The following is a 25952-nucleotide window of genomic DNA, read 5'->3' on the forward strand; positions in this document are numbered from 1 at the left end:
CCCCGGCGAAGCCGCCATTCTGATGCACCGTGTACATCGCCGACGCCACATCCTCCACTCCCGCCACCCCTTCCCCCGGGGCCCTGCTCCCGCACCCCCGCTCGGCGGGCTCCGCGGGTCCGCCCTTCCGGCTGGTGGCCACCGACCTCGACGGCACCCTGCTGCGCGGCGATCTGACGGTCTCGCCGCGCACCCGTGCGGCGCTGGCCGCGGCCGTCCACGCCGGGGCGCGGCATCTGGTCGTCACCGGCCGCCCGGCGGCGTCCTGCCGGGAGTTCCTGGTGGCGATCGGCTACCGGGGGCTCGCGGTGTGCGGACAGGGCGCGCAGCTCTACGACGCGACCGCGGACCGGCTGCTGGTCTCGGCCGCGCTCGACCGCGGCCTGGCCCGGTCGGTGGTGGAGCGCACCGAGGAGGCGCTGGGCGCGGGCCCGCTGGAGCTGGCCGTGGTGACCGCGGCGCCGGAGAACCGCTTCATGGTCACGCCCGGGTTCGCCGAGCTGCGGCGGCGGCCGGGCTGGCACGGGATCGTCGGCCGGGAGGCGCTGTGGGCGGGGCCGATCGAGAAGGTGCTGATGCGTCACCGGGAGGCGGCGGACGACCTGGTCGCGGCGACGGCGGCGCGGGTGGGCGCGGGCGAGGTGTCGGTGACCCACTCCGAGAAGGGCATGATCGAGGTGTTGCCCGAGGGCGTCACCAAGGCGGTGGGGCTGGAGCTGGCCGCGGAGCGGATGGGGTTCACCCCCGCCGACACGATCGCCTTCGGCGACATGCCGAACGACATCCCGCTGCTGGGCTGGGCCGGATACGGGGTCGCGATGGGCAACGCCCACCCGGACCTGATCCCGCTGGCCGACGAGGTGGCACCGCGCAACGACGAGGACGGGGTGGCGGTGGTGCTGGAAAGGCTGTTCGCCCATGTCGCGCCCGCCTGAGCGCCCCGCTTGAACGGCCCCGCCGATGCCCCTGCTTGAACCGCCCGCTTGAGCGCGCCTTGTTCCTGACTTGAGTCGCCCTCGGGGCCCCTCTTGAGACCTTGACGGTCGTTTTACAACTGCACAGAATGTCCAAGGTGCGAGCCGAACCCCATTACGTCGACGAGCGCTCCGGCGCCTCGTATCCGATCGACGAGCCGCGCTGGTGCGGCGACGACGGCGCACCGCTCACCGTCTCCGCACTGCCCGGCATCACCCCCGGGCAGGTGGACACCGGGGCCCGGTCGCTGTGGCGCTACCGAGCGGCCCTCCCGGTGCGCATCGACGCCCCGGTGTCCTTGGGTGAAGGATGCACGCCGCTGGTCGAGAAGGACTGGGGCGAGGGTCGGGTGCACTTCAAGCTGGAGTGGTTCAGCCCAACCGGCAGCTTCAAGGACCGCGGCACCAGCGTGATGATCTCCCTGCTGGCCCAGCGCGGCGTCCGCGAGGTCATCGAGGACAGCTCGGGCAACGGCGGCGCGTCCGTCGCCGCGTACTGCGCCGCCGCCGGGATCAGAGCCCGGATCCTCGCCCCGGAGTCGACGTCACCGGCCAAGGTCCTGCAGGCCAGGGCGTACGGCGCCGACGTCCATCTGGTCCCCGGTGACCGGGACGCCACCGCCGCCGAGGCGCTGCGCCAGTCGGCCGCCACGTACTACGCCAGCCACAACTGGCACCCCTTCTTCCTCCAGGGGACCAAGACCCTCGCGTACGAGCTGTGGGAGGACCTCGGCTTCACCGCCCCCGACGCCGTGGTGACGGTGGCCGGTGCCGGGTCCACCGTGCTCGGCTGCGACCTCGGCTTCGGTGAGCTGCTGGCCTCGGGCCAGATCGCCCGCCGCCCCCGGCTGCTGGTCGCCCAGCCCGCCCACTGCGCCCCCATCCACGCCGCGTTCCACGGCGAGACGGCCGCCCCCGCCTTCTCGCCCACCATCGCCGAGGGCGCGGCCATCCGGGAGCCCGTCCGGCTCCCGGAGGTGGTGAGCGCGGTCCGCCGCTCGGGCGGCGACATGGCCGCCATCCCCGAGGACGCCATCGTCGCGGCGGTGCGCAGGCTGGCCGGGATGGGGCTGTACGCCGAGCCGACCAGCGCGACCGCGGCCGCGGCGATCGACGTCTTCCGGGCCCGAGGCGCGATCCGCCCCGGAGAGACGACGGCCGTCCTGCTGACCGGCTCGGGGCTGAAGGCGGCGACGGCGATGGGCACCCTGTTCCCGCCGGAGGACCCACGATGACCGAAACGGCTGAGGAAGAGCCGCACGGCAGCGCCGAGGACGAACTGCTGCTGCGCGAGGCCGAGAAGATCGTCACCGCCATCGGCCGGATGTTCCCCGGCCTGTGCGAGGTGGTGCTGCACGATCTGCGCCGCCCCGACCAGGCCATCCGGGCCATCGAGTCCAACCTCTCCGGCCGGTCGGTCGGCGATCCGGCCACCGAACTCGGCCTCGCCCGCATCGAGGACCCCGGCTTCCCCGGCATCGTCCAGAACTACTCCAACCGCTTCCCGGACGGCCGCCCGGCCAAGAGCACGTCCATCGGCATCAAGAACAGCGCGGGCACCTACGTCGCCGCCATCTGCCTCAATCTGGACGTCTCCCTCTTCGCCAGCGTCGCCCGCAGCCTCAACAACCTCGTCCGCACCGACGACCAGGAACAGCCCCTCATCGAGACCCTGCGGGCCCGTACCGTCACCGAACTGCGCACCGTCGTGGAGGAATTCGCCGCCGCCCGTGGCCACACCCCACGGGGCCTGGGCTCCGCCGCCAAGAAGGAACTCGTCCGCTCCCTCCAGACCCGCGGCTTCCTCCAGGTCAAACACTCGGTGCAGGTGGTCACCGAACTCCTCGGCGTCTCCCGCGCCACGGTCTACAACTATCTGCGCGCTCCGTGAGCGGTCTCAGTCCGGTGCGGCCGTGCACTGCTCGGAGGGCGGGCGGCCGTCCGGCCAGGCGAGCTTCTCGAACTCGATGTGCCGGTCCTTCCTGGGCGACAGCTTCACGATGGCCACCGCCTTGTCGTACGGCGTCCCGTAGCCGTTGAGGCAGATCCAGCCGCTGGCCCCGCGCACCATCTGGTCCCCGTGCAGCCGCGGCCACGCCGCCGCGATGGAGTCCAGGTCCGGCACCTGCCCCTTGGTGGTGGTGCGGTTGCGGATGCCCGCGATGGCCGTCGTCGCGGAGTCGTACGTGGTGATCGTCCGGCCGTCGGCGAGCCCGGTCGGGCCGATGTCGCCGACCGCGGAGGCCTTGCCTCCACTGCCGACGAGCGTGCTCAAGCCCCGGAAGTCGGCGGCCGAACCGCCGGTCGCGGGCGGGCTTCCGGTGGTCCAGGCGCTCTCGTGGGTGATGGTCGCGTACTCGACGGTCAGCCCGGCGCCGTACGAGAAGGCGTCCCAGTCCATCGTGGGGTCGTACGCCAGCGTCGACGCGCCCGAGACCGTGACCACGCGGTAGCGCTGGTCCGCGCAGCCCCGCTTGCCCAGGGCCCTGATCAGCTGGGCGAGGGCGGGCGGGCGGCCGGAGAAGTAGACCGTGGTGGCCCGGGAGTCACAGAGGTTGTTGACCATCTGGACGAAGTCGTTCGGGATGGCCTCCGACGAGTCGTACTGCTCGGAATACGGCGTTCCCTTCGTCTCCGCGCGGAAGGCGGTGCGCAGCGACCGCGCGTAGAGGTCGTCCGCGTGGGTGTCCTCCACCAGGAAGGTGTCGCGCGGCTTCACCTTCAGATGGTGGGTGAGCGCCCGTGCCTGGTCGCGGTTGGACGGCACGATCTTCGCCAGGCCCGGGTATCTGCGGGGGTTCTCACGGTCGTTGCCCAGATCGTCCGCGGTGATCGGACCGCCCACCACCGCTATCCCCTTCTCCCTGGTCAGATAGGCGATGGTCTGCTCGGTGCGGGTGACACTGAGGTTGAACCCGAACACCGCGCGCAGCCGGTCCTTCCCCGACCGCGCCATCCCGGCGAGCTGGTCCGACACCTCCTTCCAGCGGGTCATGTCGCGGCCGGGGTTGGCGAGCACCAGACGGATCGCCGGTTCGTCGCCGCTCTCGTGGTTGGCCCGGTACTGCGCGAGATAGGCGCCCTGGACCTCCCGGACCACCTGGGCCCGCTCCGCCACGTCGTCCTCTTTGAACGTCATGGGGATCATCAGGGCGATGGTCGCGTACGCCTTGCCGCTCTTGGTGACCTTCGTGTTCTCCGCCTTGATGCGGTCCGACACCGGCCCCAGTCCGGCCATGAAGGCGTGGCCGCCGTCGGTGACCCCCGTGCACTCGTCGTCGCCCGCGCGCTTGTCGACCCCGGTGCCGCACGAGCGGTCGGGCGTCAGCGTGACGATGCCCACCGCCACGAGCGCGCACGCGACCAGCCCCACCAGGAGCCAGTTCAGGACCCGGCGGATCGGCGGAAGGGCGGAGTGCCAGCCCCGGACGGCTCTGAGGGGACGGAGGAAGGGACGGGTCATGGCGTGGGTCATCGGCTACTCCCCTTGACTGGAAGATCAGGGGCCTGCACCCCGCTGACCAGGGCGTCGATCCAGCCGCCGTCCGCGATGGCGTCGACGTACGCGTTGTACGCCCGCTCGCGGCGCGGGCTGTTGCCGTAGTCGGAGCACAGCGCTTCCAGCGCGGTCCGCAACTGCACCAGGTCGGCGTCCCGGTGGCTCGACGGCACCGCGGACAGCGGCGCGGACAGCCGCCATACGGTGGCCAGCAGCAGCCGGATCGCGGCGTGGACGCGCTGATCGGCGCCGGGCCCGCAGGACGCGCAGTTGGGCAGGGCCTCACGGGCGGGCGGGTCCTCGGGGGCGAAACCGGCCCACCCCGGGGGCGCGGCCGCGATCAGATTGAGGTCGCCCAGCCACTCGGCGGGGGTGCGGTGCAGATACCGGTAGTGCAGCGCCCGCACCACCAGGGTGTCGATGCGGCCCTGGGCGAGCGCGTGGTGCAGATAGCGCCGGTCGTGCCGGTCCGAGTCGTCGGTCCGCACATCGCCGTCGTTGTAGCGGGCGGCCGACAGGGCGTGCAGACGGGTCCAGCGCGCCTCGTCGGCCCCGGTTCTCAGGCCGTGCAGCAGCAGCGCGCGCAGCGCCCGGTCGGTGATCAGCGGTAGCTGCCCGGAGCGCCCCTGGGGCCAGGGCCGGTGGTCCCAGTGCGGCCGCTCCAGGGTGGCGTCCCGCAGCCGTCTGACCTGCAGCTCGGGGCTGAGGCCGGGCAGCGCGGCCCGGTCGGCCCGGAGCAGCCGCGCCGCGGCCTCCCCGTCCAGCGCGGGCGCGAGCCGCAACACCTCCTCCCGTACGTCCCGGTCGGGCAGCAGCCGCGCCAATAACCGCGCCCCCACGGGCTCGGCCGAGCCGGGCGCCGGAAGCGACAGCAGCTCGTCGAGGACGAAGGGGCCCGGCTCGCCCAGCCGGGCCGCCGCGGCGCCGGCGAGCAGCAGGGCGTCGCCCGTACGTCCGCCGCTCAGCCGGGCGATGACAGTGGGCAGCGACGGCGGGTACGCGGCGTCGGCCTCGCCGAGCATCGCACGGATCTCCGCCTCGCTGACCTTGGGGATGCCGAGCCGCAGCAGCCACGCGCCCGGCGGGCACCGCTCCGGCTTCGTCCACGGGGGCGCGTCGGTGGTGAGAGCTTTCGGCTCGGCGCCGTCCCCGAGCGAGGTGGCGAAGACGACGGGGAGCATGACGCGCCCCCGCTTGCGCCACTCCCGGCTGTCCCGGGCGTACCGGGCGGTGAACGGGACGAGGAAGCGCTCGCGCAGCGCTTCGTCCACGTTGTCCAGCAGGATCAGGGACGGATGCTGGGTCCGGCGCGCCCAGGCGCCGTACGCGCCGTTGATGTCCGCCAGCAGGGCGGCGATCAGGTCGGCCTCCACCTCGGCCCGGTCCGCCCCGCCCCGGCGGAACTTCCGTACCAGCGCGAACAGCCGCTGCACCGCGTCGCCGTCGATACGGTCCAGATGGGCGCGCCACCACGACGAGCCGTCCCGGCCGTCGTCGCTCCGCGCGAGCAGGGTGTCGGTGGCGGCGCTCAGCACCTCCTGGAGCCCCGGCACCCCGGGCAGCAGCCCGGCCACGACCCCGCCCAGCGCGTTCAGCCACCGGCCGATGACGACCTTCCGGGCCTGCGGGTCGGGGTCGCGCTGCGCGAGGATGTGCCCCAACTCCTCCTCCGCCGCGACCAGATCGGCGGGCGCCACCTCGTCCCGGCCCGGGGCGTCCCGTTCCTGGGCCTCCGGCCGCCACGCGGTGATCACCAGCAGCGCGGGCGCGAGCCGGGGGAAGGTCAGGGTGCGCTTGTTGCCGTCGCGTTCGTAGCCGAGTTGATGGGAGACGGTGAAGAGCAGATTGGTCACCGGGGACGCGTGCGCGGTGTCCAGCCGGGCGCGGTCGCCCTGATCGTCCGCCGAGTACGGGGCCTCCCGCAGGTCCACCCGGGCCGTGGGCACCCAGGCGTGATAGCCGTCGTACAGGGCGTCCAGCAGCGCCGTCTTGCCGGTGGCCCGGCCGCCGGTGACCTCGACCACGGGCTCGCCCGCCGGGAACGTCCGCTTCACCCACGGGCCGCCGCCCGGCGGCATCCCGAGCAGCGCCGGAGCCAGCGTGTCCATGACGCGGCTGAGGTTGTACAGGCCGCTCCCCATCGTGCCCCCCGTGGCTCGCCTTCCCCCGCTATACCCGGGCCCTGGGACGGTCAAGCAATCCAGCGGTAGCGGTGCTCGGGACGGCCCGTACCGCCGTAGCGCAAGGTGACCTCGGCCTGGCCCGTATCGGCGAAGTACTCCAGATAGCGGCGCGCGCTCACCCGCGAAAAGGCGCCCGCCTCGGCGCATTCGGCGGCGGACAGCCCGCCCGCGTGGGCCCGCAGGGTGCGCTCGACGAGGTCGGCGGTGTGCGGGGCCAGCCCCTTGGGCAGCTCGCGGGAGGCGCGCGGGCGTCCGCCGAAGATCTGGTCCACGTCCGCCTGGCGCGCCTCGCCGAGGGTGTCGAGGCGGGCACGCAGGGCCGCCGCGTGCCGCAGCTGGTCCCGGAGCGCGGCCCGGTCGAACGGCTTGATCAGGTAGTGCAGCGCCCCCGCGCGCAGCGCCTCGCGCACCACATGCGCGTCCTTCGCGGCGGTCACGAACAGGGCGTCCACATGATGGCCGCCGTCCTCCGCCTTCGCGCGCAGCTCGCGCAGCACGCTGATGCCGTCCATGTCCGGCAGATAGATGTCGAGGAGGACGAGGTCGGGGCGCAGCTCCTCGGCGGCGCGCAGCGCCTCGGCTCCGGTGTGCGCGACCCCGGCGACCGTGAAGCCCTCCGTGGCCGCCACATAGCGGCTGTGCAGCTTGGCGACCATGAAGTCGTCATCGACGACCAGCACTGTCGTCACCGGGTGTCCCCTTTCCGGCGTACAGGCCCGCGATCACACCGCGAACTCAACGACCACAACGTCTCTTAATACCGGAAGCGAGACAGCCCGGTAACCCATAGGCAACATGTGGCCCACTTCACACGCAAGCCCGAAAGGTGGTGTCACCAGGTGCGACAGCGTCCGAGCCTGCCGCTGCGTCCTGCCCTGCGTACCCCGCTCGCCGTGCTCTCGGCGGCCCTGCTCGTCCTCCTCGCGCCGCCGCTGCTCAGCTCCGGGGACGGTTCCGGGGGCGGCACCCACATTCCGGGTCTGCGCGTCATGGTGCCCAACACGCCCGGCGGCGGTTACGACATCACCGCGCGCACGGCCGCCAAGAGCGCCGAGGACGCGGGTCTCGGCAACAACATCGAGGTGTTCAACCTCCCCGGCGCCGGCGGCACGGTGGGGCTGAGCCAGCTCGTGGCCGAGCGCGGCAACGGCAAGCTGGCGATGTCGATGGGGCTCGGCGTCGTCGGCGCCGTCCACACCAACCACGCGCCCTCCTCCCTCGCCGACACCACGCCCATCGCCCGGCTCACGGAAGAGCCGGACATCGTGGTCGTCGCCAAGAACTCCAAGTACCGGACCTTCCAGCAGCTCCTCGCGGACTGGCGCAAGAAGCCCCACGCCCTCCCGGTGGGCGGCGGCTCCTCGCCCGGCGGCCCCGACCACCTGGCCCCCATGCTCATGGCCAAGGCCGCCGGGATCGCCCCGAAGACCGTCAACTACATCGCCTACGACGGCGGCGGCGAGCTGCTCGCCTCCGTCCTCGGCGGCAAGGTCGCCTTCGGCGTCTCGGGCATCGGCGAATACCTCGACCAGATCAAGTCCGGCGATCTGCGGGTGCTCGCGGTCACCAGCGCCGAGCGGCCGAAGGGGCTCGACGCCCCGACACTCAAGGAGTCCGGGGTGGACGTCACGTTCACCAACTGGCGCGGCGTCGTCGCGCCGCCCGGCCTGAGCGACAGCGAACGCGAGAAGCTGACCCGCCTGATCGCCAAACTGCACGCGTCCAAGCAGTGGAAGGACGCCGTCAAGCGCAACCAGTGGACCGACGCCTATCTGCCGGGCGAGGACTTCGGGCGCTTCCTGGACGCGCAGGACAAGCGCGTGGACACCGTGCTGAAGGAGCTGGGACTTTGACTGCCACCCCCGAAAGCCCTCCTCTCGCGGAGCGCCTGCGCGGCCGCTCCGAACTCGGCGTCTGCGCGCTGCTGCTGGTCCTCGGCGTCCTCGTCCTCACCGACGCCCTCACCATGGACACCGGCTTCACGCAGCGCGGCCCGGTCGGCCCGAAGACCGTCCCCCTCGTCGTCGGCGCGGGGCTGCTGCTGGTCGCCGTCCTCCTGGCCGTGGACGTCCTGCGCGGCGGGCGCGGCGAGGCGGAGGGCGGTGAGGACATCGACCTGGACGCCCCCGGCGACTGGCGCACCGTGCTCCTGCTCGGCGGGGTCTTCCTCGGCAACGCCGTCCTCATCCAGCCGCTCGGCTTCCCCATCTCCGGCGCGCTGCTCTTCTGGGGCTCCGCGTACGCGCTGGGCAGCCGCTCCTTCTCGCGTGATCCGATCATCGCGGCCGTCCTGTCCGTGGTCACGTTCGTCGTCTTCGACCAGCTGCTCTCGGTGCCGCTGCCCGGCGGCCCGCTGATGGGGGTGCTCTGACCGATGGATTCCCTGAACTCCCTCCTCGACGGCTTCGGCACCGCCCTCTCCCCCATCAACCTGCTGTGGGCGGCCGTCGGCGTGCTCCTCGGCACCGCCATCGGCGTGCTGCCCGGCATCGGCCCGGCGATGGCGGTCGCGCTGCTGCTGCCCGTCACGTACGGGCTGGACCCCACGGCCGCGTTCATCATGTTCGCGGGCATCTACTACGGCGGCATGTTCGGCGGCTCCACCACGTCCATCCTGCTCAACACCCCGGGTGAGACGGCGGCCGTGGTCGCCGCCATGGAAGGCCATCCGATGGCCAAGGCCGGGCGCGGCGCGCAGGCCCTCGCCGCGGCCGCCATCGGGCACTTCGCGGGCGGCATGATCGGCACGATCCTGCTGGTCTTCCTCGCCCCGACCGTCGCCGACCTCGCCGTCGACATCGGCGCCCCCGACTACTTCGCCATCATGGTCCTGGCGTTCGTCGCCGTGACGTCCGTCCTCGGCAGCTCCCGCATCCGCGGCTTCGCCTCCCTCCTCATCGGCCTCACCCTCGGCCTGGTCGGCCTGGACCGGCTCACCGGACAGCAGCGGCTCACCTTCGGTTCACTGCAGCTCGCGGACGGCATCGACGTCGTGATCGTCGCGGTCGGGCTCTTCGCCATCGGCGAGGCGCTGTGGGTGGCGCTGCATCTGCGGACCCGCCCCGACCAGCCCATCCCCGTCGGCCGCCCGTGGCTCGGCAAGGCCGAACTGCGCCGCACCTGGCGCCCCTGGCTGCGCGGCCCCGCGATCGGCTTCCCCTTCGGCGCGATCCCGGCGGGCGGCGCCGAAATCCCGACCTTCCTCTCCTATGTGACGGAGAAACGGCTCTCCAAACACCGCGACGAGTTCGGCAAGGGCGCCATCGAGGGCGTCGCGGGCCCCGAGTCCGCGGCCTCCGCGTCCGCCGCGGGCACGCTCGTCTCCATGCTCACCCTCGGCCTGCCCACCACGGCCACCGCCGCGGTGATGCTCGCCGCGTTCCAGCAGTACGGCATCCAGCCCGGCCCCCTGCTCTTCGAACGCGAACCGGACCTCGTCTGGGGCCTGATCGCCTCGCTCTTCATCGCCATGGCCCTGCTGATCGTCCTCAACCTCCCGCTGGCCCCGATCTGGGCGAAGCTGCTGAAGGTGCCCCGGCCCTACCTGTACGCGGGCATCCTCTTCTTCGCGGCGGTCGGCGCGTACGCGGTCGGCGGCGAACCGCTGGACCTCGTCATCCTGCTCATCATCGGCCTGCTGGGCCTGCTCATGCGGCGCTACGGACTCCCCGTCCTCCCCGCCGTCATCGGCGTCATCCTCGGCCCCGGCGCCGAACTCCAGCTGCGCCGAGCCCTCCAGCTCAGCGACGGCAGCCTCACGGGCCTGGTCAACACGCCCTTCGCGGTGACCGTGTACGTGGTGATCGCGCTGATCGTGACCTGGCCGCTGGTCCGCAAGCTGCTCCCGCTCCCGGGGTCCCGGTCCTGACCTGCGGACCCCGTCCCCTCGTTGCGGCGCCCGCCTCTGCTCTGGGCAGAGGGGGGCGCCGCGACGAGGGGCGGCCCGCCACGCTGGGGCCATGGCGAACGACATCCACATCCGGCGGCTCGACCTCGGCCGCTTCATCCGTCCGGCCTCGGAGACGGGCGGCCCGCACCCGCGAGTCGAGCCGGTGCTCGGCTACCTGGTGCGGCATCAGCGGGGCCTGCTCCTCTTCGACACGGGCATCGGCACCGGCAGCCCCGAGACCGACACCCACTACCGCCCCCACCGCCGCGCCCTCCCGGCCGCGCTGGCGGCGGCCGGTGCCGCCCTCGACGACATCACCCTCGTGGTGAACTGCCACCTCCACTTCGACCACTGCGGCGGCAATCCCCTCCTGGCGGGCACCCCCATCCTCGTCCAGGCCACCGAACTCGCCACCGCGCGCCGGGGCGGCCACACCATCGACGAGCTGATCGACTTCCCGGGCGCGACGTACGCGGAGCTGGCCGGTGAGGCCGAGGTCTGGCCCGGTGTCCACATCGTCCCCACCCCCGGCCACACCGACGGCCACCAGTCGCTCGTCGTCCGTCAGCCGGACGGCACGGTCGTCCTGGCCGGTCAGGCCCACGACGTCGCGTCCGAGTTCGCCTCCGACCACCTGGCCCGCCACGCCACCCTCGACGGCCTGCCCCAGCCGCTCCCCCCGTACCCGCCCTGGCTGGACCGCCTCACCGACTTCGGCCCACGCCGTGTGCTCTTCGCCCACGACCACGCTGTATGGAAACGCTGACACGCACACCATCCGGTCACGGCTGGCCGAAGACCACTCCGCGCCAGGTCCATCCCGCATCGAGGACCGCGTTCCGCAGGGGCTCCTTCAGCTCCGCGCTGTCGAAGCGGAACGCCTCCGTCATCTCCAGACGGCCCTCGGTCCCGCGCCCGATCGTCCACTGCCGGGACGTCGTCTTCACCGGCCCACGGCCGTACTTCTTCGCCACCGGCATGTCCCCGGCCCACTCGACCTCCCACTGCCGGTCGAGGGCACGCACCTCGTGCTCCTCCGGCGCGATCCGCATGCGGATCTCAACGGCGTGGCTCAGCTGGGCCGTGACGAAAAGGGTCCGCCAGGCCGGTTCCATGATCCGCCACTCGGCGACCAGATCGGCGCCCTCCGGCGTGCCGTCGCGGATGACGTACGGGGCGTCCGGCCCACCCAGGGCGAGCAGCGCGGCCCGGACCTCCTTGGCGGAACGCGGCACGAGACCGCTGACGGGTCGCTTCGTGCCGGTCAGTCCGTCGAAGAGGCTCATCGAGGCAGCCTATGACACCGCGTTTCCGGGCCGCCGCATACTCATCGCTTCTGGCTGCCAGAAGAACCATCTCTTGGACTTATGATCGTGCGCCCCGGCACCCTGGAACACATGGAGACAACGGGGAACATCAAGGACGCGATCGCGGCCGAACGGCGGGAGCTGGCCGACCTGTTGGACACCCTGACCCCCGCGCGGTGGGACATGCCGTCGCTGTGCGCGGGGTGGCGGGTGCGGGAGGTGGCAGCGCACATGTCACAGGGGTTCCGCTACCCGTTGCCCCGGACGCTGCTCGAACTCCTCAAGGCACGCGGCAGCCTGCACCGCATGACCGACCGCCTCGCCCGCGCGGACGCGGCCACCGCCTCGACGGCACAGCTCGCCGCGCACCTCCGCGACAACGCCCACCACCCCTGGAAGCCCCCGGTCGGCGGCCTCACGTCGGCGCTCGGCCACGACGTGATCCACGGCCTGGACATCACGGTCGCGCTGGGCCTGGACCGCCGCGTCCCCGAGGACCGCGTACGCACCCTCCTGGGCGCGGTCAACGCCCGAACCCTGAAGTTCTTCGGCGCCGACCTCACCGGCGTCCAGCTCCGCGCCGACGACCTCGACTGGGCCTACGGCACGGGCGCCCCCGTGACCGGCGCCGCCCAGGACCTGCTTCTGGTCGCCTACGGCCGCAAACTCCCGCCGGGCCACCTGCACGGCGAACCGAGCGGCCGCTTCGTCAGCACTTGAGGAGCACAGCCCTACAGGAGACTCTTTCAGCTTCAGCTCTGATAGAGGAAGTCGTAATAGTTTTCATCTCCGACGAGAACTGAGGTGAAACACACAGGAAGTCCGCTGGAATCCCGAGGAATTTCTTGCGAGGTCTGCCGGGTGAATCCCAATGAAACGCCGGGGATGAACGGAGACTCGACGCTCGAATTATCCACTGTCCAGCCACGCGCGACTGCACGCCGCAGGATTTCGTCGGCGGGCGTCTGGAATACATCATCGCCGTCCAGAAGGACACGCGTACTCGATTCCTCTCCCTCACCGGGCCACCATAGCTCGACCGCCGTGACGGAGTTCTCTTTCTCCAGGAGGACCTGAAATCCGACTTGATCAAGGGATGTCGAGATATTTACAAAAATCCGATTTCGGCGGGTACGCACCTTGGGCTCCCCCCAAGGAGCCACTGCGGCGACCGCTTCGTCGAGCGTCATCCCAAGCCGCACGGGCGCTACCCCGCGAGGTGGATCCAGCACAAGGTCCATTGACCATCACTCACTTCGCTCTACTTCAGGATGTCATAGTCTATCGCCCAGCCACGCCGCTCCAGCATGGCCTGGAATTTTCTATTATGCTTGAGACTTTCGATCATATCCGCAATATGCACATCATATTTATCGCCGTAAAGGTCACGAATCTCTTCGATGTCCATCATCATGGCCTTGTCCCACCGCCCGCTATCAATCAACGCGCGCTGCTCTGCCCGCCATTTTTTCGATTCTGCACCACCGCCGGTGCTCGTCACGTCTCGGTGATCGTCGTACTCCATCCTGATTGCCGGCCCCATCCCCGCTCCGCCGTTAATTTCTCCGTTCTTGTCTCTCGTCACCTTGAAGCCAGGTTCGCCCAAGTGATGATATGCATCCTTAGGCGGGATGTGATTGATTTCCATTTTCACTGGACTGCGGAAATTCCCGTTCGCGTCCTTGAGGTTCGAGGGCTTCATGCCGCTGTACCACCCCCCATCCTCCGTACAGCCTTTGGAGATCAGCCCCTCAGGGTCCATACGACTATGCGGGTTGGTGACGTAGGCGACCGGGTTGGGCGCCGGGTCAAGCCCGAGCGGGTCCGGGCTGACATAGCGGGCGGTTTCAGGATCGTAGTGGCGAAAGCAGTTGTAGTAGAGCCCCGTTTCTCCGTCGTCATACTGCCCCGGGAACCTGAGGGGAGTGTAGGCGTTCGCGCCGCGGTTCCAGGTGGTGGTGCCCCACACAGTGGACCGGGCTCGCCAAGCTATTTCCCCTTCTTCATCGATGAGTTCGCTGGGTGCGCCGACAAGGTCGGTGACTATGGCAAAGAAGCGGGAGTCCACATCCGCCTGCGGATCGTCGCCGCAGCCCGTGCGGCGTTCGAGCTGCGTCAGCGGGCGGTACCCGTCGTAGTCCCAAGTGATGGTGGTGCGGTTGGCCGTATCGGTTTGTTCGACGAGACGGGTCCCGTCCCAGACGAAGTGGAGGGAGTGGAGAATCGTCTGCCCATCGTCCGCCATACGGCGCTTGGCCGTGCGGCGCCCCAAGGGGTCATAGGTGTACGTCCACAGCACACCGTCGGGTGTGCGGCAGGACACCAGACGGTTCTCCGCATCCCATGTGTATCGCCACCTTTCGGTCTTTCCCGAGAGACGGGCCTTTCGCCGTACTACAGTGCGCCCCGCCGCGTCGTACTCGCACCGGACCGAACCAGCGGTGAGCACGCGGGTGCCCGCGTACGTCCGCACTCCCCGGCTTTCACCGTGGCGCGCACGGTCGGGCCACTGCGCCAGGGTCTGGTTTCCCGCGGCGTCGTAAGCGTAACTTTCCGTCCAATTCTCAGCGGTGACACTCAACGGTCGGCCTACGGCGTCGAGTTCGAAGGACTGGCTGGTACCGGCCACGTGGTTGGTGATCTCTTCCAAGAATCCGTCGGCGCGGTAGCGGTATCCACGGGAGCGCACGGTCCGGTCGGAGGTGACCAAGGACTGCGCGATCAGACGTCCGGCCTGGTCCCAGGACGAAGTGAGCGTGATGGGCTCGTCATGCGGACCCAATGTACGGGTGAGTTCACGGCCCAATGCGTCACGCGTGAAGGACAGCGCGTGGCCGCCACTGCTCAGAGCGATACGGTTGCCCACCACGTCGTAGGCGAATTCCGACACTGCCCCGGTGGGCGTGGTGCGTCGGGTGACACGCCCCGCCAGGTCGTAGGAGTACCGCACGGTGCGCCCGTCCACCGTCTCGGACAACAGTCGCCCCAGAGCGTCCCGCTCGAGCTGCACCGTAGACGTGGGGGAGCTCACCGTCGTGACACGGCCGGCCGCATCGTAGGCGTACCGCGTGATCTGTCCGGCCGCGACTTTCGATTCGACGCGACCGCAGGAGTCATAGCTGATGGTGATCTGCTCGCCGAGCGGTGTCGTGCGGGAGACGACCCGGCCACAGGGGTCATGGGTGTAGGTGATGGTGCGGCCGTCGAAGTCGGTTTCCGATATCAGGTTGCCCACCGCGTCATAGGCGTAGACCCACGTCAGGCCCTGTGGACCGCGGACCTGGGTGAGCCGGAGTTCGGTGTCGTACGTGAACTCGTAGCGGGCCCCATCCGCGCCGACCCGTGCCGCGAGGCGGTCGAAATGGGTGTATTCGAAGTGGGTCGTGGCGCCGGTCGCGTCAGTGCGGGATGTGCAATTGCCTTCGTCGTCCCAGGTCCAGGTTTCTTCGGTGCCGTCTGGCCCGACGCGTCGCGCGAGCCATCCCTCGTAGGTCCACTCCATGGTGGAAACCGCTCCGCTGGGGTCGGTTGCCTCAACCGGCCGCGCGAAGGCGTCCCGGACGACCGCATAGCCGTTTCCGAGGGCGTCCGAGACCGACAGCGGAACGCCGACGGTGTCGTGGGAGACCGTCTCGGCCGCACCAGTCGGGTCCGTCCTCCGGATGAGGGCACCCAGCCCGTCGTAGTGGAACCGGGACACCGAACCATCCGGGCCGGTGATACTGAGGCGGTTTCCGCGGTCGTCATAGCTCTGACGCCAGTTCGTCCCGTCGGGGCCGATCGCCTCCTCCAACAGGTTCATGGCGTTGTACGCGGACCGTGACTCGCTTCCGTCCGGCAGGCGTATCGCCGTGAGATTGGAATGCTCGTCCCACGTGAAGTACGCGGTGTGCCCGAGCTGATCAGTCCGCGAGAGGAGGTTGTCGTTCGGGTCCCACTGCCTCTGAACCGTGTGTCCCAGCGGATCGGTTTCGGCGATCACCTGCCCGAGCTCGTTCAGGTGGAAGACCGTCACCGCACCTGTGGAATCGCTGAAGCGGGTGATGCGATTCTCGGTGTCGTAGGAAAAGTGGGAAGAGAGAACGCCGTCCGGGCCCTCGGTGGCCACAACTCGTCCCACCGCGTCGTAAACATAACGGTATGTCGCCCCCTTCCTGCTCGTCCACGACGTGATGCGGCCCTGCTCGTCATATGTGAACCTCAGCGGTGGCCGGTCCGTTGAATTGGACACGGTCACCAGATTCCCAGCTGTGTCGTATCCGAACGAGGTCAATTGCCGCAGACCGTCCGGAGTGTGCAGCGAGAGGCCGGTGACTCGGCCGCTGTCGGCATCGGTATCCACGGCGACCCGGTATCCGCCCTCGTGAACCACGGATTGCGGAACGCCGTTCTCATCTCGCTGAATCCATACGCAATTGCCGTTGCGGTCTTCGATCGACTGGATCCAGTAGAACGGGCTTCCCTTGTAGGGACTGCCAACGAATCGACGGGTGATACCCGAATGCGGATCGGTCACTGTGTAGGTGACCTCGCCGACCCCTTCGGATTCAGCGAGCTCAAGCGGCAAACGAGCTCCCGCCATCGGCCATACCTGATCATCCACGTCGCGGGGCAGCCTGGGGTAGGCGAGCAGTGAGCCGTCCTCACACGCCAGGACGGGACCGCCCGTCGGCGCCAGTTCGATGCGTTCGTCGAGCGTGGAGGCCCAGCTGCGGCCGAACCACTGGCCGTAGCGGTAGCTGGAGAGGTGCGTACGGCGCAGCACCAGCGGCAGGACGCCCGGCAGGGCCAGATCCGTCTGGGCCAGCACCATCTCGCCCGAGGCCACGTCGACCGGGTCGGTCGCACAGCGCCGCTTGTTCAGCGGGATGCCCTTGCCACGAGGGTCGTCCTTGGCGTCGCGCAGCGAGTTCGGCTTGACGTGGGAAGCGCCCTTTTTGCCGCCGCCCTTGCCACCGTTCCATCCGTCGTCGTTGCGCCCCTTTTTGCCGAAGCTCGCGCCGATGTCGATGTCGTTGTTCTTGTGGTCGGTGGAGATCTGCTTGACGGCCTTGGGCAGCTTGGTGCTGACGTGGTCGCCCATGGTCTTGAGCGCCTTCTCCAGCGCGTCCACGGCCTTGTCGGCGACCGGGTCGATGGCCTGCGCGATGCTGTCGCGCCCACGGGTGCGGCTGTGATGCGACTTCGCTTTGCCCAGCTTGCCCGCGGTCTTGGTGTGGAAGTTGACGCTCAGGCCGCTGAGCTGGGTGGAGGCGTGGTCATGCTCGCTGTGGTCGATGCGCAGGCCCTTGGAATTGCCGCCCCCACCACCAGCAGGACCTCCCGCGGAGGCCAGGTGCATGCCCTCCTTCGCGCCCTGCACACCATCCTTGAACCCCTCCTTGCCCGCCTGCTGGGCCTGGCCGAGATCCACCCCGTCCTGCAACCCCATGGCGCTTGCGCCCACTTGGACGACGAGGTCGGCGGCCAGGTTCTCCAGGGCGGCGACGGCCGGTTCGGTCAGCGCCGCGACGATGTAGCCGACCGCTTCCTCGGCGCACTCCTTGATCAGCCGCCGGACCGCCTCCTGCGTCGCCCGTATCGCCCCCGCGCCCAGCAGCGCCGAAAGACCACCGGTCACCGGGATCAGCGACAGCGCGATACCGGCCTCACTCGCCAGATAGCCGAGCTGGACCAGCGCCGCGCCCTTCATCCCCTCGACCGCTGTCGCAGCGGTGTCCATGCCCCCGGCGATCGTGCGGGCCGCCGACGCGATGTCCTTGATGTGGGTGCCCTTGACCTTGCCCCAGTGAAGGTTGAGAGCGTCCATCGCCTCGCCGTACCCGGACGACAGCAGCCGCTCCACATGCCCGTTGGCCAGCTGCCCGTCGTCTTCCAGGTCTTCGGCGAACTCCCGCAGGGAGTCCGCCATGTCCCGGTAGGCGTCCTCGTCGATGTTCGGCCACGAGACACCGATCAGGTCCAGCAGCGTGTCGGCCCAATCCGGCACCGTGACGGCCACGTTCTCCATCCCCCCGATTACGTATGCGTGTTCGCTGGATATAGGTACGAACTGAGTTTCGCATGCGGTCACTTCCGCCCCTGTTAGGCACGCAGGTGCAGGCGCATGTCAGCAGCACCGCTCGGGCGGGTGTCGCCATGCGGTGGCGGTGGCCGCGGGGCTCGGTGATCGGTCGCGTCTCGCCGTGGCCACTACGGTGGCCGGTCCGTCGCCAGGGCGTTGCCCGGCGGCGACGCCTCCGGTCCGCTCCGCATCGTGGGTGCCTGGGAGTGGCTGACCTGCCTGGGCCGCCGACCGGCCCCTGCCGGGTGGCGTGTCTGCCCGAGGGCGGGGTACCGAGGGCGGCCGGGACCTGCCACTTCTCCCCCCGGGTCGCTTAGGCTCGGTCGCGGGCCTTGATCACGGCAGGGCGTGGGACGGAGACACGGGACGGAGGCGGCACGCATGGCCGTACCGCAGGGACGCAGGAGCAGCACCTTCACCCGGCTGCTGCGGCACGGCTTCACCGACCCCTCCGCCGCGCAGCGGCTGCTGGACTCGCCCGAGGTGGCGGGGGTGCGGGCGGATTCCGTGCTGCTGGACGCGCTCGGGGGGACCGCCGATCCGGATCTGGCGCTGCACGGGCTGGTGCGGCTGGTGGAGGCGCTGCCCGAGGAGGCCGGGGGCGGGGAGGAGGCGGGGTCGCGGCAGGCGCTGCTGGACACGCTGGTCACCGCCAAGCCGCTGCGGGACCGGCTGCTGGGGGTGCTCGGGGCGTCCGAGGCGCTGGGTGATCACCTGGCCCGGCACCCGCAGGCCTGGCAGTCGCTCGTGACCTACGAACCGGCGGATCTGCATCCGACGACGCCCGAGTTCGAGCAGGCGCTGGCCGAGGGGATCTGGGGCGAGCCGGGGGCGGGGATGCCGCGGCCGGACGCGCTGCGGGTCGCGTACCGCCGGGCGCTGCTGGCGATCGCGGCGCGGGATGTGTGCGGGACGACCGACGTGACGCAGGCGGCGGCCGAGCTGGCGGATCTGGCGACGGCGACGCTGCGGGCGGCGCTGGAGATCGCGGCCGAGGAGCAGCCCGAGGACGCCGCGGCGTGCCGGCTGGCGGTGATCGGCATGGGGAAGTGCGGCGGGCGCGAGCTGAACTACGTCTCGGACGTCGACGTGATCTTCGTGGCGGAGAGCGTGGACGGGGTGGAAGAGGGCAAGGCCGTGCAGGCGGCCACCCGGCTGGCCGCGCGGCTGATGCGGATCTGCTCGGACGTGACCATCGAGGGCACGATCTGGCCGGTGGACGCCAATCTCCGGCCGGAGGGGCGCAACGGGCCGCTGGTGCGGACGCTCTCCAGCCACCTGGCCTACTACCAGCGGTGGGCCAAGACCTGGGAGTTCCAGGCGCTGCTGAAGGCCCGGCCGGTGGCGGGCGACGGCGCGCTCGGGCAGGCGTACGTGGACGCGGTGGCGCCGCTGGTCTGGCAGGCCTCCGAGCGCGAGAACTTCGTACCCGATGTGCAGCAGATGCGCCGCCGGGTCGTCGAGAACATCCCGGTCGCCGAGGTCGACCGGGAGCTGAAGCTGGGTCCTGGCGGCCTGCGGGACGTCGAATTCGCCGTACAGATGCTGCAGTTGGTGCACGGGCGGTCCGATGAGTCGCTGCGCAGCGGCACCACCCTGGACGCGCTCGCCGCGCTGGCCGCGGGCGGCTACGTGGGGCGCTCGGACGCGGCCGCGCTGGACGAGGCGTACCGCTTTCTGCGCTCCATGGAGCACCGCATCCAGCTGTACCGGCTGCGCCGCACCCACCTGGTGCCGGAGGACGAGGCGGATCTGCGGCGGCTCGGCCGCTCGCTGAGCTTCCGTACGGAGCCGGTGGCCGAGCTGGGGACGGCGTGGCGGCGGTACGCGCGCGAGGTGCGGCGGCTGCACGAGAAGCTGTTCTACCGGCCGCTGCTGGACGCGGTCGCCCAGCTGGAGCCGGGCGAGGCCCGGCTCAGCTCCAAGGCGGCGGGGCAGCGGCTTGAGGCATTGGGCTACGCGGATCCGTCCGGCGCCCTACGTCATTTGGAGGCTTTGGCGTCCGGTGTGACCCGGAAAGCGGCCATTCAGCGTACGCTGCTGCCCGTGCTGCTGGGCTGGTTCGCCGATTCCGCAGACCCGGACGCCGGGCTGCTGGGCTTCCGTAAGGTCTCGGACGCGCTGGGCAAGACGCCCTGGTATCTGCGGCTGCTGCGGGACGAGGGCGCGGCCGCGGAGAATCTGGCGCGGGTGCTCTCCGCCGGGCGCCTCGCCCCCGATCTGCTGCTGCGCGCCCCCGAGGCGGTCGCCCTGCTGGGCGATCCGGAGGGGCTGCGGCCGCGCGGCCGGGACCATCTGGAGCAGGAGGTGCTGGCCGCGGTGGGCCGCGCGGCCGGCGCCGAGCAGGCGGTGGCCGCGGCGCGCGGGGTGCGGCGGCGCGAGCTGTTCCGTACGGCGGCGGCGGATGTGATCGAGAGCGCGCGGCTGGCCAACGGGTCCGTACGGCCCACCGTGAGCTGGCCGCCACCGGGCGAGGAGACGACCGGCACGGCCGCCAAGGCCACGACGTCCGCACCGCGCGCCACCACGCACCCAGCCCCGCACGCCGCCGTGCCGTCGAAGGCGCCCGAGGTGCCGCGCGCGCTGCGCGACTCGGAGCCGCACGTTCCGGCCCGTCCCACCGCCCATCCGGCACCGGCCGAGGAGCCGACGGACGCGGCGGACCTGGCCGACCTGGTCGGCGACGCCGTCTCCGACCTCAACGCCGCGACGATCGCGGGCGCGTTGCGCGCGGCGGTACGGGACACCTGGGGCGACGAGCTGCCGACCCGCTTCGCGGTGATCGGCCTGGGCCGGTTCGGCGGCCATGAGCTGAGCTACGGCTCGGACGCGGACGTGCTGTTCGTCCACGAGCCGCGCGAGGGCACCGACGAACAGGAGGCCTCGCGGGCGGCGTTCGCCGTGGCCAACGAGATGCGGCGGCTGCTGCAGCTGCCCACCGCCGATCCGCCGCTGCTCATCGACGCCGATCTGCGCCCGGAGGGCAAGTCCGGCCCGCTGGTGCGCACCCTCGCCTCGTACGCCGCGTACTACCGTCGCTGGTCGCTGGTCTGGGAGAGCCAGGCGCTGCTGCGCGCCGAGCCGGTCGCGGGCGACCCGGACCTCGGGGCTCGGTTCATCGAGCTGATCGACCCGCTGCGGTATCCGGCCGAGGGGCTGGGCGATGACGCGATCCGCGAGATCCGCCGTCTCAAGGCCCGGATGGAGTCCGAGCGCCTGCCCCGGGGCGCGGACCCGACCACCCACGCCAAGCTGGGCCGCGGCGGGCTCAGCGATGTGGAGTGGACGGTTCAGCTGCTCCAGATGCGCCACGGCTGGGCGGAGCCGGGGCTGCGTACCACCCGCACCCGCCGCGCCCTGGCCGCGGCGCACGCGGCCGGGCTGATCGGCACGGAGGACGCCCAGATCCTGGACGAGGCCTGGGTGCTGGCCACCCGGGTCCGTAACGGCGTGATGCTGGTCCGCGGTCGCCCGGGCGACACGTTCCCCAGCGACTCGCGCGAACTGGCCGCGGTGGGCCGCTACCTGGGTTACGGCCCGGGGCACGTGGGCGAGATGCTGGACGACTACCGCCGCACGACGCGGCGGGCGCGGGCGGTTGTGGAGCGGCTGTTCTACGACTACGAGGACTGACGCGCGCCGCCCTACGGCCGTACGTCCGGGCAGGGCGCGTCGGGCGGCGCGCCGGGCGGCAGCAACCGGCGCTCGCAGTCGGCGACCGAGCCGCCGGTGTCGACATTCCAGACGGTGAAGCGGGACAGAGCGGAGCCGCCCGTTCAGGGGGACCGGTCGGCCGGGGGCTTGACCGCGACGATGGGGACGGGGCTCTGCAGCAGCAGCCGCTGGCTGACGCTGCCCAGCAGGGCCTTGCCCACCGGGGAGCGGCGCCGGATGCCGATGACGAGCCGTTCGATGCCGGGGCGGGCCTCGATTTCGTCCAGGACGGCGTCGACCGGGTCCCGGTCGCCGGGGCCGCTGCGTTCGACGAGCGTGATCGTGAGGTCGTCGGGCAGGCCGGTGTGGTCCAGCGCCGACAGGCGCAGGTTGACGACGACCAGATCGGTGCCCAGCAGCCGGGCTTCGGCGATGCCCGCGGCCAGGGCGTGGTCCCCTTCGCGGCCCTCGGCGACGGCAGTCATGACGGTCATGATGGGTGAACCCTTCTCTCAAAGATCAGAAGATCAGGAGTAGCGCGCGCGGAAGTGCTCCTCCAGCTCCTCCAGCGAGCGGTCCTTGGTCTCGGGGACGCACTTCCCGATGAACACGAGGGCCAGCACACCGAAGGCGGCGAAGGCGAGGAAGGTGTTCGAGATGCCCATGGCCTTGACGAGAGGCGGGAAGCCGAGCGCCACCAGGGCGTTCGCCATCCACAGCACGAAGATGCTGATGCCGATGGCCATGCTGCGGATCTTCAGCGGGAACATCTCGGAGAGGATGAGCCAGACCAGCGGTCCGATGGTGGCCTGCATGGAGAAGACGAAGAGCACGACGAACACGAGGATGAACCAGGCCTTCGCGCCGCCGTCGGGCATCAGCATCGCGGAGAGCCCGACGAGCAGGTGGAACGTCGTGGTCAGGGCGAACCCGCCGAGCAGCATGGTGCGCCGCTTGAGCTTGTTGATGACCGACAGACCCACGGTGATGCCGATGACGCTGAACGCGCCGTTCAGGGTGTTCGCGATGATGGCCGAGTCGCCCGAGAACCCGGCATCGCCGAGGAGTTGGGTGCCGTAGTACATGACGGAGTTGATGCCGGTGAACTGCTGACAGATGCCCAGACCGGCCCCGATCAGGATGAGCACGCGGACCCACCGCACCCCGAGGTCCACCGCCCCGGCGGTCTTCGCGGCCCGCTCCTCCTCGGCGAGCCGGTGGACCTCGGCCATCTCGGCCTGGGCGCGCTCGGCGGTGCGGACCTGGGACAGGACCGCGAGCGCCTCGTCGTCCCGGCCCTGGGCGACCAGCCAGCGCGGGCTCTCCGGCAGCCGCAGCATCCCGATGAACAGCCCGATCGCGGGCAGCACGGCGACCAGCAGCATGAGCCGCCAGATGCCGTCGCTCTCGCCCCAGATGTTGAAGATGAGCGCGTTGATGACGAACGCGGCGAACTGGCCGCTCACGATCATCACCTCGTTGCGGGTGACGATGCTGCCGCGGCGCTCGACCGGGGCGATCTCGGCCAGATAGACGGGAACCGTCGCCGAGGCGCCGCCCACGGCGAGCCCGAGGATGAACCGGAAGAGGGACAGGACCTGCCAGTTCGGTGCCAGGACGCAGCCCACGGTGCCGAGCATGAATACCAGGGCCAGCGTGAGGATGTTGTGGCGGCGCCCGTACCGGTCGGACAGGGCTCCGCCGATCATGGCACCGAAGGCGGCGCCGAAGACCAGGATGCTGACGACCACTCCCTCGGTGAACGCGGTCAGACCGAGATCGGCGGTGAGCGGTTCGAGGGCACCGTTGACCACGCCGGTGTCGTAACCGAACAGCAGGCCGCCGAAGGTCACGATGACGGAGACCAGGCCCAGCCGTCGCGAGTGGGGACCCGGTGCGTCCGGAGGCAGTCCGTGGGAGGCGGGGCTTGGGCTGGTCCTGGTCATGCCTGTGGCTCCTCTTGGGGCGGGCGTTCGCGCGTTCGTGAGGGAGTTGAGGGGTCAGGGAAGGTGGGGCCCGGGGTCCGCCGGTTCACCGTGCCGCCGCGACCGGTCCGGCGGTGAGCGCGGCGCGCAGCAGGTCGACCGACCGGCGGACTCCGTCGGTGGGGGTGCGGGCGAGGTCCTCGTGCTCGATGCTCAGCGTTCCGGCGTAACCGGAGGCGCGGAGCGCGGTGATGAACGCGGACCAGAAGCCGGTGCCGCCGGGGTGGCCGTCGCCGAGGGTGACGTAGTTCCAGGACCGGTCGTGGACGCGGTCGAACGGCAGCGTCTCCAGCCGGGACGTCAGCCCCTGCCGCTCGGCTTCGAGCCGGGTGTCCTTGGCGTGCACGTGGTGGATGGCGTCGCCGAGCGCTTCGACACTGCGGATCGGATCGGCGCCCATCCACATCAGATGGCTGGGGTCCATGTTGGCGCCGACGACGGGGCCGACCGCCTCGCGCAGCCGCAGCAGGGTCGGCGCGTTGTAGACGAGCTGGTGGGCGTGCATCTCCAGGGCCAGCCGCCGCACACCGTGGTCCCGCGCGAAGCCGGTGAGCCGCCGCCAGTACGGAAGGGCGGCCTCCCACTGGCGTTCCAGCACCTCGGTGTTCTCCGGCGGCCAGCAGGTGGTGATCCAGTTCGGGGTGCGGTCGCCCGGTGCGGCCGGGAGTCCCGACATGAGGACGACCGTGTCCACGCCGAGCAGACCGGCGAGGCGGATCGTGTCGTGGACGACGCGGTCCTGCTCGGCCCCGGTGACCGGGTGGAGCTGGTTCCCGTTGGCGTTGAACGCCGAGATGCGCAGCCCCCGGCGGCTCACCGCCGCGCCCAGTTCGGCGCGGGCGGCCTCGTCGGCGAGCAGGCGGTCGAGGTCGACATGCGGCGCGGTGGACCAGTTGCCGGTGGCGAACTCGACGGTGTCGAGCCCCAGGTCGGCGGCGAGGTCCAGCGTTTCGGCCGTGCTCAGCGCCGCGACGCTGTCGGTCATCAGTCCGATGTCCATGCTCGTGTCTCCTCTTTGAGGGCGTGGGGGACCGTGTTGAGGGGGTGGGAACCGTGTTGTGCGTGGGGGCCGTACGGCCGTCCGGCCTCGGCGGGACGGACGGCGCGGCGATGGCGGGGTGGCCCTCGACGGGTGCGGTTGTCCCGGTGCCGAGTGGGTGCGGGCAGGGTTCAACCGCTGTAGTCGGCGCCCACTCGTCGTGTGTGACGAACTGCCGGGCGCTTGTTCGTACTACTAGTACGTACTAGTTCCCCGGTACTATGAGCCGCGGTGTTATGCATGTCAATACCTGAAGGCGGGAGGCGCACATGCGGGATCCAGGGGTCACCGGCCGTCCGGGCGAGCCCGAATCTCCCCCGGGGCGCCCGAAACGCCCCACCATGTCCGATGTCGCGGCGCGGGTCGGGGTCTCACAGGCCCTCGTGTCCCTGGTGTTCCGCAACCAGCCCGGTGCCAGCTCCCTGACCCGACAGCGCGTGTTCCAGGCGGCCGAGGAGCTGGGCTACCGCCCCGACACCGCCGCCCAGCTCCTGCGCCGCACCCGCAGCCGCCAGTTGGGCGTGCTGTTCACCATGCGCCACCCGTACGACGTGGGCATCGTCGAGGCCCTCTACCCCGCCGCCCAGAAGCACGGCTACCACCTCGCGCTCAGCGCCATGGTCGCCACCCGGGACGAGCGTCAGGCCGTGGAGCAGCTGCTCGGGCTGCGCTGCGAGGCCATCATCATCATCGGCGGCGAGACCAGCCCGCGGCACCTGGCCGCGGTCGCGGGCCAGGTGCCGCTCATAGAAATCAACCCGTGCACACGGGCCGCCGGCGTGGACGTCGTCCGGACCGCCAACAGCAAGGGCATACGGCAGGCCGTCGACCACCTCACCGGGCTCGGCCACCGCGCCATCACCCACATCGACGGCGGCACGATGCCCGCGGCCGACGAGCGGCGGCGCGGCTACCGCACCGCCATGCGGCGCCACGGGCTCGCCGAGCACATCCGGATCCTCCCCGGCGACTACACCGAGGAGTCCGGCGCCCGGGCGGCCCGGGAACTCCTGCGCCAGGGCGAGCTGCCCACCGCGGTCATCGCGGGCAACGACCGCTGCGCCCACGGCGTGCTCAACACGTTCCTGCGCGCCGGTCTCACCGTGCCGGCCGACGTGTCCATCGTCGGCTACGACGACAGCCAGCTCGCCCAGCTGTCCTTCATCGACCTCACCTCGGTGCGCCAGGACGCCGCCGAGGTGGCCGGGCTCGCCGTCCAGGCGGCCGTCGAACGACTCGACGAGGCACGCACCGTCGACCGGGACATCATCGTCAACCCCACCCTCGTCGTCCGCGGCAGCACCGGCCCGCCCCGCGACCCCTAAGACCCCGGCGCGGGCGGGCCGTGCGGCGGCGGC

The 25952-nt window shown here is 70.9% G+C and carries 19 protein-coding genes; 10 read left to right on the top strand and 9 right to left on the bottom strand.

The genetic code is table 11. The features are described 5' to 3' along the window. Positions 1 to 131 precede the first annotated feature (131 nt). From ACZ6CL_RS10655 to ACZ6CL_RS10665, 3 genes are all read left to right on the top strand, one after another. Positions 132 to 935 carry an HAD family hydrolase gene (locus ACZ6CL_RS10655; RefSeq protein ID WP_468935185.1) on the top strand — a complete coding sequence of 268 codons (804 nt, stop codon included), beginning with the start codon at positions 132 to 134 and terminating at the stop codon, positions 933 to 935. Between the two features lie 128 nt (positions 936 to 1063). Next, positions 1064 to 2209, top strand: a complete 1146-nt coding sequence (locus ACZ6CL_RS10660; RefSeq protein WP_468933876.1) for a threonine synthase — start codon at positions 1064 to 1066, stop codon at positions 2207 to 2209. Further along, the gene (locus ACZ6CL_RS10665) at positions 2206 to 2865 is read left to right on the top strand and encodes a helix-turn-helix transcriptional regulator (RefSeq protein WP_468933878.1); all 660 of its coding nucleotides are present in this window, start codon (positions 2206 to 2208) and stop codon (positions 2863 to 2865) included. The genes ACZ6CL_RS10660 and ACZ6CL_RS10665 overlap by 4 nt, the downstream gene beginning before the upstream one ends. Before the next feature lie 6 nt (positions 2866 to 2871). Here the strand turns inward: ACZ6CL_RS10665 and ACZ6CL_RS10670 are convergent, their stop codons facing one another. Genes ACZ6CL_RS10670 through ACZ6CL_RS10680 form a run of 3 tightly spaced genes read right to left on the bottom strand, consistent with a single transcriptional unit; the run spans position 2872 to position 7345 of the window. Further along, positions 2872 to 4449 (bottom strand): ABC transporter substrate-binding protein, encoded by a 1578-nt coding sequence (locus ACZ6CL_RS10670; RefSeq protein WP_468933881.1) that lies wholly within the window; start codon positions 4447 to 4449, stop codon positions 2872 to 2874. Then, on the bottom strand, positions 4446 to 6614 hold the full coding sequence (locus tag ACZ6CL_RS10675; protein ID WP_468933884.1) for a hypothetical protein: 2169 nt from the start codon (positions 6612 to 6614) through the stop codon (positions 4446 to 4448). Before ACZ6CL_RS10675 ends, ACZ6CL_RS10670 begins: the two co-directional genes overlap by 4 nt. Positions 6615 to 6664: 50 nt before the next feature. After that, complete coding sequence (locus tag ACZ6CL_RS10680) at positions 6665 to 7345, bottom strand: response regulator (protein ID WP_468933886.1); 681 nt, start codon at positions 7343 to 7345, stop codon at positions 6665 to 6667. 186 nt (positions 7346 to 7531) lie between these two features. On the opposite strand from ACZ6CL_RS10680, the gene ACZ6CL_RS10685 reads away from it, so the two are divergent. The 4 genes from ACZ6CL_RS10685 to ACZ6CL_RS10700 all read left to right on the top strand — a co-directional run bounded on the left by ACZ6CL_RS10685 (position 7532) and on the right by ACZ6CL_RS10700 (position 11311). Further along, positions 7532 to 8509 carry a Bug family tripartite tricarboxylate transporter substrate binding protein gene (locus ACZ6CL_RS10685; RefSeq protein WP_468935187.1) on the top strand — a complete coding sequence of 326 codons (978 nt, stop codon included), beginning with the start codon at positions 7532 to 7534 and terminating at the stop codon, positions 8507 to 8509. Then, positions 8506 to 9027 (top strand): tripartite tricarboxylate transporter TctB family protein, encoded by a 522-nt coding sequence (locus ACZ6CL_RS10690; RefSeq protein WP_468933888.1) that lies wholly within the window; start codon positions 8506 to 8508, stop codon positions 9025 to 9027. Before ACZ6CL_RS10685 ends, ACZ6CL_RS10690 begins: the two co-directional genes overlap by 4 nt. 3 nt (positions 9028 to 9030) lie before the next feature. Then, positions 9031 to 10524, top strand: a complete 1494-nt coding sequence (locus ACZ6CL_RS10695; RefSeq protein WP_468933890.1) for a tripartite tricarboxylate transporter permease — start codon at positions 9031 to 9033, stop codon at positions 10522 to 10524. Between the two features lie 91 nt (positions 10525 to 10615). Continuing rightward, positions 10616 to 11311 (top strand): MBL fold metallo-hydrolase, encoded by a 696-nt coding sequence (locus ACZ6CL_RS10700; protein ID WP_468933892.1) that lies wholly within the window; start codon positions 10616 to 10618, stop codon positions 11309 to 11311. 16 nt (positions 11312 to 11327) lie between these two features. Here the strand turns inward: ACZ6CL_RS10700 and ACZ6CL_RS10705 are convergent, their stop codons facing one another. After that, entirely contained in the window at positions 11328 to 11831 is a 504-nt protein-coding gene (locus tag ACZ6CL_RS10705) for a hypothetical protein (protein WP_468933895.1), read from the bottom strand. Positions 11832 to 11942: 111 nt separating this feature from the next. Between ACZ6CL_RS10705 and ACZ6CL_RS10710 the strand changes: the two genes are divergently transcribed. Beyond that, the gene (locus tag ACZ6CL_RS10710) at positions 11943 to 12572 is read left to right on the top strand and encodes a maleylpyruvate isomerase family mycothiol-dependent enzyme (protein ID WP_468933897.1); all 630 of its coding nucleotides are present in this window, start codon (positions 11943 to 11945) and stop codon (positions 12570 to 12572) included. Positions 12573 to 12604: 32 nt separating this feature from the next. Here ACZ6CL_RS10710 and ACZ6CL_RS10715 read toward each other — a convergent pair whose 3' ends face one another. Next, positions 12605 to 13093, bottom strand: a complete 489-nt coding sequence (locus ACZ6CL_RS10715) for a hypothetical protein (protein WP_468933899.1) — start codon at positions 13091 to 13093, stop codon at positions 12605 to 12607. 20 nt (positions 13094 to 13113) lie between these two features. Then, positions 13114 to 17853 (bottom strand): DUF6531 domain-containing protein, encoded by a 4740-nt coding sequence (locus tag ACZ6CL_RS10720; RefSeq protein WP_468935189.1) that lies wholly within the window; start codon positions 17851 to 17853, stop codon positions 13114 to 13116. A gap of 444 nt (positions 17854 to 18297) precedes the next feature. Between ACZ6CL_RS10720 and ACZ6CL_RS10725 the strand changes: the two genes are divergently transcribed. Beyond that, entirely contained in the window at positions 18298 to 21549 is a 3252-nt protein-coding gene (locus tag ACZ6CL_RS10725; RefSeq protein WP_468933902.1) for a bifunctional [glutamine synthetase] adenylyltransferase/[glutamine synthetase]-adenylyl-L-tyrosine phosphorylase, read from the top strand. Positions 21550 to 21692: 143 nt separating this feature from the next. Here ACZ6CL_RS10725 and ACZ6CL_RS10730 read toward each other — a convergent pair whose 3' ends face one another. The 3 genes from ACZ6CL_RS10730 to ACZ6CL_RS10740 all read right to left on the bottom strand — a co-directional run bounded on the left by ACZ6CL_RS10730 (position 21693) and on the right by ACZ6CL_RS10740 (position 24555). Further along, positions 21693 to 22064, bottom strand: coding sequence for a universal stress protein (locus ACZ6CL_RS10730; protein ID WP_468933905.1), 372 nt, complete (start codon positions 22062 to 22064; stop codon positions 21693 to 21695). Positions 22065 to 22097: 33 nt separating this feature from the next. Continuing rightward, positions 22098 to 23516 (bottom strand): sugar porter family MFS transporter, encoded by a 1419-nt coding sequence (locus tag ACZ6CL_RS10735; RefSeq protein ID WP_468933908.1) that lies wholly within the window; start codon positions 23514 to 23516, stop codon positions 22098 to 22100. A gap of 85 nt (positions 23517 to 23601) precedes the next feature. Beyond that, positions 23602 to 24555, bottom strand: a complete 954-nt coding sequence (locus ACZ6CL_RS10740) for a sugar phosphate isomerase/epimerase family protein (protein WP_468933911.1) — start codon at positions 24553 to 24555, stop codon at positions 23602 to 23604. Positions 24556 to 24935: 380 nt separating this feature from the next. Here ACZ6CL_RS10740 and ACZ6CL_RS10745 point away from each other — a divergent pair, with 380 nt between their 5' ends. Continuing rightward, positions 24936 to 25919, top strand: a complete 984-nt coding sequence (locus ACZ6CL_RS10745; protein WP_468933914.1) for a LacI family DNA-binding transcriptional regulator — start codon at positions 24936 to 24938, stop codon at positions 25917 to 25919. The last annotated feature ends 33 nt before the right edge of the window (positions 25920 to 25952 follow it).

This window comes from Streptomyces sp. NPDC041200 (assembly GCF_055591805.1).